Genomic DNA, 13,707 nt, shown 5'->3' on the forward strand with positions numbered 1-13,707 from the left:
TACCGCTCCGCCATCGTCTTCCATCGCCGTCACTCAGCGCGCTAAATGACAAAAATCCGCAGGGAAACGATAAATTTGGGGGCCGTTTGATGCGGGATTCGTATCGAAATTGGTCGGCGTGCAAGGGCTTTGCACAGGGCATGCAGGATGACTGCACGAGTGGCCGAAACCTGGAAAACCAGCAGCAAAAGCAGGAAGAAATGCAGGCCGAGGCCGAGCGGATCAACCGGTCGCCGGATTCTACCGATGATACGGAGTGACGAAGCAGTCGGTTGAGGAATGAACTCGGCCCGGGACATCCCGAAACTTTTTTGGGACATTTCAGGCAGCGGCTTCGTGGTATACTGTGAAATGCCTGTTTCGGATCACAAGACGGACGCCAATTTGCTGAAGGAATTTTCCGGCAGCGGGAGCCATGCCGCTTTCGCCAGCCTGGTGAAGCGCCACGGCCCGATGGTCCACGCGGTTTCGATGCGGGTGTTGTCCAACCATCACGACGCGCAGGACGTGACCCAGGCCGCGTTCCTCGCCCTCGCCCGCGAGGCTGCAAAGTTGAGTCGCCAGCCCTCGGTGGCCGGTTGGCTCCACACGGTGTCCCGGCGCTTGTCGCTGGATGTCCGGAGGTCGAGGGAAAGCCGTCAGCGCCGTGAGCAAGCCGCCATGAATGAATCCTTGAACTCCACCCCGGACGCCGCCCTGAGCGCCGGATTCCGCCGCGAACTGGATGCCGCGCTCGAGCGCCTGCCGGATCGCTACCGTCAACCGTTGGTGCTCTTCCACCTCGAGGGCGCTCCGCTCGACGAGGTCGCCCGCCGTCTTGATCTCCAGCCCTCCACCCTGCGCACCCGGCTGTCCCGCGCCCGCGACATGTTGCGGGAAATCCTCGGCCGCCGGGGTGTCGAGGTGGCGTCGGTCGGGATGCTCGGAGCGCTCTTCACGGCTGAGGCCAAAGCGGCGACGTTCACACCCACCCTTCTATCCACGGTGCTCGATACCGCGAACGGCACCGGCATTTCGCCCCGCATCATTGAACTGGCCGGCAAAGCGGCCGGCGCCAATGGCATCACATTTTCCTCAACCTTCACCACCTTTGCCATCCTGATGAAAAGCAAAGCCACCGTCGTCTCCGCCATTGTGATCGCCCTGTTGGCTGTCGGAACCACTGCCTACGTCGTCAACCAAAGTGATGGCGCGAAAAGCAGGGAATCCCGCGCCGCCGGGCGCGATCTCTCAACGGTCGGGCCGCGCCAAGACCGCTTCAAGGCTTCGGAACGAATGCCAGTGGCCGCCCTCTCCGGGATCTCGTCCGAGGACGAGTTTTGGGCGCTGATGGAATCCGTGCTCCTGATCGGCGACGATGCCAAACGCCTGGCGGCGATCCGTGATCGCCTGGGCATGGACATCTCGGACGCAGCTTACCGCGAAGCGATCACCGCCCACGGCTATGCGGTCGAACCGGAGAATCTGCTGACGATGCTGGCCGAAGCGTGGATCGGTGAAGATCCGGTTGCCGCGATGAGCTGGGCGCGGAAACTCCCGGATAGATTCGGGGACTGGTTCACCCGAAAGATGGTGGCCTGCTGGTTGACGAAGGATGAGGCCTCGGCCCGGGCATGGGCGAAAGATCATCTCGGACCCGAGGACCAGGAGATCATAAAGCAAGGACTGGAGAGCCTTCAATCGAGACCCTCCCCTGATTCGTCCGCCGAGACTGCCGCGGGGCTGCGCCGGATGCAGGAGCAGTTGCTCGCCATCTCCGGCAGCGACTCACAGGCACAGAAGGAGAGGGACGACTTCGGTGTCGAGTTCAACCGCGCCTTCAGCAAGTGGGCGGGGCGGGATCCTCGTCAGGCCATCGAATTCTGGGCGTCCATGGACGAGGATACCAAGAAGCGCGTGCCCGACATTGGTCATGTGTTTAGGATCTGGGCCCGCGCCGATCCCGATGCCGCTCTGGAACGGGCCAAGGCCATGGCCAACGCGAGCGAACGCGCCAACGCCCTCGTGGGAGTGCTCCCCGCATGGCAGCTCAAGCACCCGGACAAGACCATCGCAGAGGCCGCCGACCTGAGCGTGATCCCCGATGAACGCTACGAAGTTCTCGTCCACAGGATCGTGAGCGACTGGGCCACCGCCGATCCTTCCCGTGCCCTTGACTTCGCCATGGCCATCGAGGATCCCGGCCAGCAGAAGCGTGCGGTGGGTGTCGTCGTCAAGTCATGGGTCCGGAAAACGCCGGAGCAGGCCCGCGAATGGGTGACGGCCCAGCCCGCCGGAGACATTCGCGACGCCGGCTTGAGCGAGATCAGCGACCGCCTTGCCCATACCGACTTTGTCTCCGCCGATCGTCTAGTCCGGGAGATCAAGGATCCGGAAGTGAAGCGAAACACGATCGACAGCATCATGAGCACCAGCGACTCGCTCGCGAACCACTTGCCCGAGGCGCTTCGCCTGGCCCAAGAAGAAGTGCCCCGGATGGATTACATGACCCTGAACGTGTGGGCAAGCAAGGTGGCGCCCCAGGATGTCCCGCGGTTCCGTTCCTGGCTGGAGGAAGCCAACGCCGCGGGACGCATCCAGTTCAACACCTATTCCAACCCGGATGGTGTCGATCCCGAAACGGTGAAGCGATTCAACGAGCGGTCCGCCCAGCAAGGGTATCGCTTCATCCTTGAGGGCCTCAAGACCGCGGAAGAGAAAAAGTGACATCTTCCCCCGCCTCGACGATCAATCAAACCGCCAACATGAAAACTGTTAAACCATCTTCTCCATTCCCGCTGCTCGGCATTGCAGTCTTCGGGCTTGTTGCGGTCACCAGCGCCGAACCAAACACGGGCGAATCATCAGGCAAACCTCCGGTCGATGGTGGCAGCGACAAGAGCGTCAGATACATTCCAGTTTGGAAGGACTGGCAGAGGGACATCGCCAGGTTCGATGCCATACTTCGGAAGCTCGTTGAGACGGCGGATATTCCGAAGGAAGAGGAATTCAAAAAGCGACTTGAAGGCGAATCGGGGTGGGTTGAAGTCATCACCGATGGCTACGGCGGCGTGGTGGATTTCAATGCCGCCAAAGGCACGATCCAATACGAAGCATCTGAGCTGATTGGCTCCGGGGGACCCTACATCGACTGGGAATTCGAGCTCGCAAGCGACGCCAAGGCCAGCTACGACAAGTCCATGGAGTTCATCCCCAAGTTCGCCACGGTTGCGAATGGCGGAGAGGAGAAGAGTGGGCGATTAGGATTTTCCATCACTATCGCTGAGATTGATGATGTTGCCTTCAAGGCTGGCGAACGGATCAGGCTGCGTGCCGCGATTGACGATTTCTCGCGCTTCAAAAAGCGGTATTCGAAAGCCATGGGCCTCGTCGCGATCTATTACCTGGAAGAGTCCCCCAACCCTGTCTTCAACCTCAGGTTGGACAAGGCGGACGTCACCCGTCTGGAACCGAACAAAGGAGAACAAGGTGGCGCTGGAAAATGAACAGATCCTCTTGACTGAAAAACACAATAGCACCACAAAAAATATATGAAGAACAATCCACTTGCCTTACTCTGCATCTTCGCTTCGATCGGATCGATTTTGACAGGTCTTGCATTAATGATCACAGCATTAAGCCCGAAAGTGTCATCAAGTTGGGGAGAGGTCGCCGCAGGTTTTACTCCTCAGGCGATACTAATCGCAGGAGGTTTGCTTTCTCTGGCAGTTTGCAGTTCTAAAAGCAATAATAGCGGCGGAGGCGAATAATAGTCCGGCAAGACAATTTCCCAGCACACCACATTGAGTGGAAACCAACGGTCAGGTAACGTCTCTCGTTCGCTGCGCCCTGCAAGTCCAACCTATCCTTTCCTCATTTTTGAAGTTCTCTACAATATGAAAATCACAATACCCATCATCGCCTCCATAGTCGTTGTTATCTCCCTTGTTGGCTGCAACAAAAGCAGCTCATCACTCGAAGTCGCAGCAATGACTGGAGATATTGACTCGGTGAAAGCACAAATTGACGCTGGGGCAGATGTCAATCTTCCCGCAGACAAACCTCCCCTCTATACTGCGACTGCGTTCGCTGGAGATCTTCTACGGGACCCCCGTCCGGATATGCAGGCCAGGGAGAAGAGTTACACCAAGATAGTGGAGTTGTTGGTCTCGGCAGGCGCCGACCTTGATGCACAGGATAGCGCAGGCGATGCGGCATTAGCCCGTGCGGCAAGAAGTGGTCACAAGGAAATTGTGCAGCTATTGATTTCAAAAGGTGCCGATGTGAATCTTATGTTGTATTCGGGTCGGACACAAACTGCGCTGGATAGAGCAATGTCCGCAGGGGAACCAGAGACAGCAGCTCTTCTTCGCAAACATGGCGGCAAGACGAGGGCGGAATTGGAGGCTAGCGAATCGGGTCCCCGTGACTGACTCCGAGAGCCAGCCACGGGTCCCATACCAGCGTGCGTACGGGTCCGTACACGGCGGTTCCGTTCAGACGCGGGACGAGCCCGCGTGAGGAGCGGGCCGAAGCCCGTCCTGAGCATCCACATGCTTCCCATCGAACCAGCTATCGTCCATCCCTCGCCGTCTGGCGTTTTCGGCTGGGGCGTCTGGTTCGCGGTTAGGACACTCCCATTCGGTTCTGCCCTTCGCTGTGTTGTGCCAGCTCGTCGTGCCGTAGAGGCCCATTTCGGCAACCAGCCCTTGATCGAAGGCACCAATCTGGCAGACGTGCGACGGATGGACGAAAACCTGACCAGAAAAGCCAGCCACCGGATTTCCGGGAAGCCGGCTCCTGTCGGCCCGTGTTTCAAATTCATCCGCCCTTCCGGGACAGAATGGCGGTTTTTCTGACGGATTTCTGACAAAGTCATGTGTCGTCACCTGTCATTCTGGGTAACCCGGAAAATCCAGTTGCCCAAAGAATCCTATGATATCCATAGATTCCCCACCCTGTAAGGGCTCCCCTCCCGTTCCGCCATGACCCCAGCCGGCATTGGGCAAAGTCTTGCGAGGTTTGCCGAATGTGGCTTGAGCGGGTCCCTTGCCCGGAAACCCGGCGTCCGATTGTTGAATTTTGGATTTTGAATTCCGATTTTTTGGGGGAGCCTAGCGGCAGGCACATGGACTATGAGGAAGCGATAGATTGGCTGTTCGGGACGCAGACCTTCGGGATCAAGCTGGGGCTGGATGGGCCGAGGAACCTGCTGAAGGAATGCTTGGCCTTTCCGGCGCACGGGGTGCAGGTGGCACATGTTGCGGGGACGAACGGGAAGGGTAGCACCTGTGCGATGATGGACAGCGTGGCGCGGGCTTGCGGGAGGCGCACGGGGCTTTTCACCTCCCCGCACCTGATCGACTACCGGGAGCGGATGCGGGTTTCCGGCCTGATGATTCCGAAGGAACGGTGTGCGGAGCTGCTGACGGAGGTTCGGGCCGTATGCGAGCGGCTGGAGGTGCACCCGACGTTTTTCGAGATCAGCCTGGCGGTGGCTATGCGCTGGTTCCGCGAAAGGGACTGCGAGCTCATCATCCTGGAGACCGGGATGGGCGGGCGGCTGGATGCGACCACGGCGGTGCCGGCGGATGTCTGCGTGATCTCGCCGATCGGGCTGGATCACATGCAGTGGCTGGGCGACACCTTGGGGAAAGTGGCGGCGGAGAAGGCGGGGATTTTCCTGGAGGGGGTGCCGGCCGTTTCGTCGCCGCAGGATACGGAGGCGAAGCTTGTGCTGGAGAAGGAGGCGAACGAGCGCAGGACGCCGCTGGATTTCATCGGGGCGCCGCTGGAGGGATATGGGATCGGCCTTGCTGGGGAGCACCAGAAATGGAACGCCGCGCTGGCGCTGGCCGCGCTGCACAAGCTGGGGATGAGGCTGGGATATGAAAGCGTCGTGGAGGGGCTGGGCAAGGTTTCGTGGCCCGGGAGGTTCGAGAGGATCCTTTCGGAAGGCACGGAGGTGATCCTCGATGGCGCCCACAATCCCCATGCGGCCAAGGTGCTGCGGCAGACGTGGCTGGCGGAAATCGGCGGGGGAAAAGGGACCTTGCTCTTCGGCGCGGTGGAATCGAAGGACGTTTCCGGGATACTGGCGGAGCTGGCCGGGCTGACGGCGCGGATGATTTTCTGCAAGGTCGGAACCATGCGGGGCTTGCCGGTGGAGGATTTGCTCCATGCATTGCCGGAGGGGGCGGAGGCGGATTGCCACGGGAATTTCCACGATGCGATGGAAGCGGCGCGGAAACACGGCGGCCCGGTGCTGGTGGCCGGATCGCTCTATTTGGTGGGTGAGGCGCGCGCGGAGTTGCTGGGCGGGGAGTTTTTGGCGAGCGCGCAGTAGTTCTCTCTCCTTTCACCGAAATTCCATGTCGTCATCCCAAAGGAAGTCCGAGGAGCCATGGCGCTTTCTGCGGGGGATGGGATCAACCGCATCACCGCGATGGAATGGCCTGCCAGGCCTTTGATGGAGGACGGGGGTGCGGAAGGGCTCGCAGGCGTGTCGCATTTCCGGCATCCTGGTCGGAAAAGGTTCCCTAGAGAACCTCGCTGACGAAGCGGTCTTTTGCGAAAACGGAGAACGCCTCCGGTTCCTCGCCGGTGCCTATGAAGCGGGGCACGATGCCGAGCTGTTCGTAGATGTTGAAGGCGATGCCGCCTTTGCCGGAGCCGTCGAGCTTGGTGATGATGAGGCCGTCCAGCGGGCTGGCCTTGTGGAATTCCCTGGCTTGGTTGAGGGCGTTGGAGCCGGTGGAGGCATCCACGACAAGCAGGGTAATGTGGGGTGCGGATGGATCCTGCTTGGCGAGGGTGCGGCGGATTTTCCCGAGTTCCTCCATGAGGTTGTGGCGGGTGTGGATGCGCCCGGCGGTGTCGCAGATGAGGAAGTCCGCTTGTCCGGCGACGGCCTTTTCGTGGGCGGCGAAGCAGACGGAAGAGGGGTCGGAGTTGGGTTTTCCGGTGATGACGGGGATGTCGAGGCGTTCGCCCCAGCGCTGGAGTTGCTCGACGGCGGCGGCGCGGAAGGTATCCGCGGCGGCAAGCATGACGGAGTGGCCGCGGTGTTTCAGCCACAGGCCGAGCTTGGCGGAAGAGGTGGTTTTGCCCGTGCCGTTGACGCCAACCACGAGGATCACCGTGGGTTTCCCATCGGCGCGCGGGGCGGGCGGGGGGAGATCGGCGGGAAGCAATTCCGAGAGCCGCCTGCGGGTGACTTCCACCACATCCCCGGCGGAGATTTCGCGCCCGAGATCGTGGAGTTCGTCGGTGATGCCCGTGGCCAGCTTGGCGCCAAGGTCGGCGGCGATGAGGTTGGCCTCCAGCTCGTCCCAATCGACATCGGCGCGGTCGGTGATCGCGTTGAAGAGTTTCCTGAAAAAGCCTGCCATGTGTGGCGGGAAGCTAGCGGGTGGCGGCGGCGGGTCAAGGTGGTATGGAGGCGCCCCGTCTCAAGGGGACGGGGCGCGCGGAGGGATGCCGGTCACTGCCTGACGTATATATGGAATCCGCAGTGCCAGTCCGCAGGCACCTTGGCGGTCGCCTGCTCCTCGGTGACAGGGGCGACATTGTAGCCGCCCTTTTCGATGATGAGGAAATCCACGCCGTCGACCTTGCGAAGCTCCATCTTGAGCGCCTGGCCGTCGTTGTCGCCGATGAGCATGTCGCCCGACCAGAAATAGCCGCCGAAGTATTTCGACCTGGCGGTTTTCCCGCCATCGAGGAGCTGGAGCGTATCCTTGGAACCCTCGACCTTGGTGGGATCCTTGCCTTTTTTCCCCTTGAGATAGTTGGCGATGCACTTGTCGATTTCGGACGGGTTCGCCGGTTGCGGCCAAACCGCCCATGCCCAGGTGCCGACAAGCGCCGGGTTGGGGATGAATTTCCCGTCGTAGGAATACATGTCCTCATCCTTGCCGCTGATGTATGAGGCGAGCGTGGTTTTGGGGATACGGTGGACGAATTCCTCGCCGCCGGGTGTCTGCCGCAGTACATCGCCGATCCGGGAGCGGACGACCCTGCCGCCTCCCCCGAGGACGGCGCCCGTGTTCGGCTCCGCGAGCACGGGCGGCATGGATGCGTAGGTTTCCTTGAGCAGCGCGGAAGCAAAGGCTTTCACCTCGGGGCTGGCTGTTTTCAATGCATCGGAGATGGCCTTCGAGGTCTGGTATGAGGCGTGATCCACCCGGAAAGCGGACGATACCCTGACGATGGCCGGCAGCACGGTTTTGTAATGCGCGGGGTCGGTGGCGATCTTCGAGAGGGCGACCACGGCGGCGGGCTGCAACCATGTGCATTTGTAGTCGAGGAATTCCAGCAGGCGCTCGCGGTGCTTGGCGATCACCTCGGGGTTGGCGCGGGCCAGGGCATTGATGGCGTGTAGGGCGACCCACCACGATTCATCGGGGTTCTCGACCATACGTCCGGCGAGATCCAGCATTTCGGGAGTCACCTTGTCGGGCGGAAGGGGGCTGCCCTTGAACATCCCGGTCAGGGCCAGCAGGCCCGCCTGGCGCAGGCGCGGGTCGTCGGATTTCAGCAGAGGGACGACCAGCTCCACCTTGCCGCGCCGCACCACCTGATCCATGGCCATGCTGCGGAGGTCGTATTCCGGGTGCTGGATGTAGCGGAGGAGGGTTTCGTCGGCCAGATCCGGGGCGGTGAGCGCGGCGATGGCAGCCACGGATGCGTCCTTCACCACGGTCTCGTTGAGCAGGTCCTCAAGGGTGAGCGGTCCGCCGCCGGGGATGGGTTCGATGGAGTGGAAGGCGTCGTCGGCCGCGTTGCCCCAGGGGCGCTCGAGGGGCATGTTTTTCGCGAACTTGCTGCGGGGTGCGCCGAAGAGCTGGAGTGTTTTGCGGGGGTAGGTGTAGGTGAGGGCGAAAAAGGTGCCCCAGTCCATGTTGTCCTCGGTGGCGGAGCGGTCGTAGCGGTCGTCCATGCCGGCGATGCCGATGCCGCCGTCGAAGCGGCGGGAGAGATCCATGACCCAGCGGCGGGTGTCGAGGTAGGAGCGGTAGGGAGTGGGGCGTTTCTCGCGCATCTGGCTGACGGCGGCGTGGTGCCAGATCTCGCCCATGCCGCCGCCGGTGTGGGCGGCGTGGAACCAGTTGGTGGCGTAGAAGGCTTTCATCGCCGAGTTGTCGCGGGCTTTTGCGAACACCGAGTCCTCGCCCTTCGGGTCAACCATGGCCGCAGCACCGAGCCCGAGCGCCAGGCCGCTGGTCTTGCCGTTGTCGCGGAAGCCGCCCTCGGGGAGGGTGTTTCCGTAGGCGACGTTGCCGTGGCCGGCGAAGCGGTAGAACTGTGAGAAAGTCTCATCGAACATGTATTTGTCCACCTCCACGCCGCAGAGCTTGGCCATGATGAGGAAGGTCATGCAGTTGACACCGGAGGCGTGGACCTGCCCGGTGCCGACGGAGTAGGTGAATGACGCCGGCGCACCGCGTCCGCTCCAGCCGCCGCTGAACATGTGCTTCCTGAGTTCCTCGGTCTCTTGCTTGATGATGGGGAGCACGCTCGCGTCGCCGGTGCGCAGGTAATATTCGCAAAGCCCCCAGCCCATGTAACCCCTCGACCAATTCATCCCGCCGAGGTTCTTGATGTCCTTCATCCAGCGTTTCACCACCTCGAGATCCTTGTCCTCGCCGGTAGAGAGCAGGAAAATGACCGAGCCCCATTTGGGTGCGTCCTGTTTCGCGATGAGGTCGGCGAGGTTCCTGACAATCTTATCGGACTTGGGGCAGTTGACCGGCCATGTGGGGCTGTATGCGCCCATCACCGGGATGTTCACGGTGACATCGCCCTCATCCTTGATTTTCAGGACAACACTGCCGTCCTTCGCCTCGGCTTCGGTGATGATGTCGCCGAGGATGATGCGCGGATCGATTTTCTCCAGCACCCTGCCGTTGATGCTCTCGATGATCTGGCCTTTCTTGAGCTTGCCGGTCTTTTCGGCAGGGGAGCCGGGCTCCACGTTGTGGATCTGCATGGTCATTCCGGGGCGGATCAGGTTGATGCCGATCCCGACCGGGCCGAGGTTCCTGACAAGCCATGGCCTGCTGCCGTTGCGGCCGGTGTTTTCCGGAAAGGGGTTGAAAATCGGTGTGTTCTCCGGCGTGTAGTAGTTCTGCTCGCCCTGTGCCTGTGCGGAGGGTGCGAATGCGAGGGCGATGGCTGCCCAGGAGGCGGCGATGGCCCGTGGGGATTGTGGTTTGGCCTGTTTCATGTCTTGGGATGTTTGCGTGCGCGCGATTGCCCGGAAGATAGCAGGGGCTGCGATCAAAGGAAGGGTGAAAGGCGGCCGGAGCCGTGAGGGATGCGATGCAGGGCGCCCATCCCTTGGAAGCGATAGGCTTTGGGCAGGATGTGGCCGCAAAAAGGCGGAAAAAATGCGTGGATGAACGGAGCGGTGGAGGCTGTGGCTGCCAGCGCCGCGACCTTGGAAGCCAATAATCCGCTTGTCCCGGTCTGTGCTGCGGTTCTAATCGAGCTTCCGCAGCAACCCACTTCCACAAGATGATCCAAACCAACGGCCAAACGATCCTTCCCATGCCCCAGACGCGGCCAGGCCCGTCCGGCCTTTCGATCGCATCGCTCGTGCTCGGCATCATCGGCATGGTTCCCTGCCTGTCGTTGTTCCTTTCGCCGCTGGCGCTGATCTTCGGGATCATCTCCCTGGTCTTGGCCAAGCAGGGCCAGAGACCCAAGGGCATGGCCATCGCGGGAACGGTTCTGGGCGCGTTCGGGATCCTGTTTTTCGGCGTCCTGATGGTTTTCGCGCACCTTTCCACAAAGCCGAAGCCCTTCGTGGCATCGGCCCCGGAATACGAGACGATGATCGGTGAGGGCTTGTCAGGCTCGGGGTTTCACTTCGAGAGCGGCGGCAAGCGTTTCATCGCCTGCTCGCTCCATCAGTTTGATGGCAAGGCGCCGGCCACGATGCTGGCGCCGGATCTTGAGACGGACATCCCGATCACCGGGCAGGTGCATGAGGGAACCGACATCCAGGTGCTTTCCTATGACGAGAAGGTTTTCCCGGATCCATCGCCGCTCATCCATGACGGCAATCCGAGCGTGTCGGTGGGCGATCCGGTGTTTCTGCTGATCGATGACAAGGCCGTGAAGGCGCATGTCACCCGCTATTCCTTCTTGGAAGGGCACTGGTTCAGTGCGGAGAAACCGTTCGTCGGCCAGGGAGGGAGCGGCTCGCCGGTGGTATCCGGCCTGACGGGAAAAGTGATCGGCGTGTTTCTCGGCGGAGAGGGCGGGGATATGATGACCGAAGGTTATTTCGAGGACTTGGAAATGCCTTGAGATTCCCATGGCCGCGCAGGGGGGGGCGGGCTTATTGCCAGGTGCCCGGATATCGTTGGGATCACCCTGTTCAATGCCCGGGATCGGTGGCTTTGGCGGAGTTCCTCCAGAACTCCAGCCTTTCCTTGATCCGTTTTTCGAGGCCTTGGTCGCCGGGGTGGTAGTAGGTGCGGCCTTCGGGGAGGTAGGCCTGGGGGACGTAGTGGCCTTCGTAATCGTGGGAGTAGAGGTAGCGCATGGCGTCCTCGGGCTTGCCGGTGAGTTTCTTCGAGGTCGGGGTGCGGAGGCGCTCCGGCACGGCGAGGGTGCGGCCGGTTTCCACATCCGAGATCGCGGCCCCGAGGGCTTTGTAGGTGGTGTTGGATTTCGGGGAGGTCGCCAGATAGACGGTGGCGTGGGCGAGGGGGATGCGGCCTTCGGGCATGCCGACGAATTCGAGGGCGTGGTGGGCGTCGAGGGCGACCCTCAGGGCTCCGCTGTCTGCAAGGCCGATGTCCTCGGAAGCGGAGATGACGAGGCGGCGGGAGATGAAGCGCGGGTCTTCGCCGGCGTGGAGCATCTTGGCGAGCCAGTAGAGGGCGGCATCGGGATCGGAGCCGCGGATCGATTTGATGAAGGCTGAGATCGTGTCGTAGTGGCCGTCCTCGCCGTAGTGGACGGCCTTGCGCTGGATTGATTCCTCGGCGATGGCGAGGGTGATGTGGATGTTTCCCCCTGGGGAAACGGTGGCGAGCTCAAGGGCGGTGAGTGCTTTGCGGACGTCGCCGTCGGAGAGCTTCGCCAGATGGGCGAGGGCTTCCGGTTCGTGGGTGATTTCCATTTTCCCGAGGCCGCGTTCGGGATCGGCGATGGCATTTTCCAGGAGCTTCCTGATGGAACTTTCATCGACGGCCTCCAGTTGGAAAATCTGGGAGCGGGATACGAGGGGGGAGTTGACGTAGAAGTAGGGGTTGTGGGTGGTTGCGCCGATGAAGCGGACGGTGCCGCGCTCCAGGTGGGGCAGGAGGACATCCTGCTGGGCTTTGTTGAAGCGGTGGATCTCGTCGATGAAAAGGATGGTTGTCTCTCCGCGCAGGTCTTGGTTCATCTTCGCCTGGGCGATCTTTTCGCGGATTTCGGCGACGTTTGACTCAACGCCGTTGAGCGACTCGAAGCGCGAGCCGGTGGTCTTGGCGATGACATTGGCGAGCGAGGTTTTCCCCGTGCCCGGCGGGCCGTAGAAGATGAGGGAGGCGAAGCGGTCCGCCTCGATGGCGCGGCGGAGGAGCTTGCCCTCACCGAGGATATGATCCTGGCCGAGCACCTCGCCGAGCGTGCGCGGGCGCATCCGGGCGGCGAGCGGCTCGCGGATTTCCGCCTTGCCTGTTTTCGGCTGGGGGCTGGAGAAAAGATCGGACACTGCCGGAAACCTTAATTTCTAAACTTCAAACTCCAAGGAAGAGTTCACCTCAGTTTCCGGCCCGTGATGCGGTTCCAGAACATGCGGTCGCGCCAGTCGGTGAAGGCTCCGGCATGTCGCCGCAAGGCCGATCCGGCGGCAACGTTTTCCCCGGCAACCAGGATCTCGTTCATGCTTTCCTCGGAGCGCAGCGAGCGGACACAGGGGAAACGCCCGCAGATGAGCCTGCGCGTCGCGCTTTGCTTCGCCCGGTGGCCGGAGCCGGTGACAAGGTTGATCGCAAGGATGCCGCCGGGTGCCAGGGAGCGCTGTGTGAGCCCGAGCCAATTCCCATCGCAGGTTTCCGCGCGGAACACATCCTCATCGCCCGCAAGGTAGAGATCGTCGATGATGACATCGAACTTCCGGGTGTTGGATTTCATCCAGGAGTAGGCATCGGCGATGACGATCTCCGCGCCGCTTTCCCCGAGTTCCATCTCCTCGCGGGCGAGGGCGATGAGCTCGGCATCGAGATCGATGCCGGTGAGCTCAGCCTCCGGCAGCAGGTGGCGCAGGGTGCGCAGCGCGGTTCCGCCCGCAACGCCGAGCATTAGTACGGATGCGGGTTTCCCGGAGGGGTGGAGCAGCGCACCCGCCGCAATGAGATCCCAGGCAAGGCCGGTGAGGAAACGTTTTTGGTGGAACGAGGCATGGATGGCCCCGGCCACGCGGAACTCGGTGGAGAGAGGCGATTTCCAGACGGAGATCTTCTGGAAGCGGGTCTGGAAATCGCCGGTCTTTCTCACGTCGAGGAACACCTAAGGGAATGGCGAGCCGCAGGGAAGCAGGAATTCCAGCCCCGGCCTTGGGAAAGGTGGTGACGGAACGGCCATCCGCGGAGGCTCCGGGGCAGCATGAAATGCACAGCCATGGGGAGGCGCTGCGTAGCGCGCATGGCGTGGGAAAGGTATCCTGATCCCGCACCGGATGATTCCGACGCGATTTATGCAAATTTTTTTTGACACCCCTTAAAA

General features: G+C 61.6%; 9 protein-coding genes. 5 read left to right on the forward strand and 4 right to left on the reverse strand.

Annotated features, from left to right (window positions below; translation table 11 throughout):
* Window positions 1-435 precede the first annotated feature (435 nt).
* The 4 genes from HZ994_10015 (at window position 436) to HZ994_10030 (ending at window position 6,325) form a co-directional block, all read left to right on the forward strand.
* Window positions 436-2,706, forward strand: coding sequence for a sigma-70 family RNA polymerase sigma factor (locus HZ994_10015; GenBank protein ID QTN32652.1), 2,271 nt, complete (start codon window positions 436-438; stop codon window positions 2,704-2,706).
* A gap of 38 nt (window positions 2,707-2,744) precedes the next feature.
* Complete coding sequence (locus HZ994_10020) at window positions 2,745-3,485, forward strand: hypothetical protein (GenBank protein ID QTN32653.1); 741 nt, start codon at window positions 2,745-2,747, stop codon at window positions 3,483-3,485.
* Window positions 3,486-3,875: 390 nt separating this feature from the next.
* Window positions 3,876-4,412: an ankyrin repeat domain-containing protein gene (locus tag HZ994_10025; protein QTN32654.1), complete on the forward strand. Its 537-nt coding sequence runs from the start codon at window positions 3,876-3,878 to the stop codon at window positions 4,410-4,412.
* Window positions 4,413-5,107: 695 nt separating this feature from the next.
* Window positions 5,108-6,325 (forward strand): bifunctional folylpolyglutamate synthase/dihydrofolate synthase, encoded by a 1,218-nt coding sequence (locus tag HZ994_10030; protein ID QTN32655.1) that lies wholly within the window; start codon window positions 5,108-5,110, stop codon window positions 6,323-6,325.
* A gap of 193 nt (window positions 6,326-6,518) precedes the next feature.
* On the opposite strand, the gene ftsY is transcribed toward HZ994_10030, so the two are convergent.
* Together ftsY and HZ994_10040 are read right to left on the reverse strand one after the other, a co-directional pair.
* Complete coding sequence (gene ftsY, locus HZ994_10035; protein ID QTN32656.1) at window positions 6,519-7,370, reverse strand: signal recognition particle-docking protein FtsY; 852 nt, start codon at window positions 7,368-7,370, stop codon at window positions 6,519-6,521.
* A gap of 92 nt (window positions 7,371-7,462) precedes the next feature.
* Window positions 7,463-10,207 carry a PDZ domain-containing protein gene (locus HZ994_10040; GenBank protein QTN32657.1) on the reverse strand — a complete coding sequence of 915 codons (2,745 nt, stop codon included), beginning with the start codon at window positions 10,205-10,207 and terminating at the stop codon, window positions 7,463-7,465.
* Window positions 10,208-10,497: 290 nt separating this feature from the next.
* On the opposite strand from HZ994_10040, the gene HZ994_10045 reads away from it, so the two are divergent.
* Entirely contained in the window at window positions 10,498-11,295 is a 798-nt protein-coding gene (locus HZ994_10045) for a DUF4190 domain-containing protein (GenBank protein ID QTN32658.1), read from the forward strand.
* Window positions 11,296-11,365: 70 nt separating this feature from the next.
* On the opposite strand, the gene HZ994_10050 is transcribed toward HZ994_10045, so the two are convergent.
* Together HZ994_10050 and HZ994_10055 are read right to left on the reverse strand one after the other, a co-directional pair.
* Entirely contained in the window at window positions 11,366-12,622 is a 1,257-nt protein-coding gene (locus HZ994_10050) for a replication-associated recombination protein A (protein QTN34364.1), read from the reverse strand.
* Window positions 12,623-12,738: 116 nt separating this feature from the next.
* On the reverse strand, window positions 12,739-13,479 hold the full coding sequence (locus HZ994_10055; GenBank protein QTN32659.1) for a methyltransferase domain-containing protein: 741 nt from the start codon (window positions 13,477-13,479) through the stop codon (window positions 12,739-12,741).
* Window positions 13,480-13,707: the final 228 nt, after the last annotated feature.

It is taken from the genome of Akkermansiaceae bacterium, assembly GCA_017798145.1.
Taxonomy (GTDB): Bacteria; Verrucomicrobiota; Verrucomicrobiia; order Verrucomicrobiales; family Akkermansiaceae; genus Luteolibacter.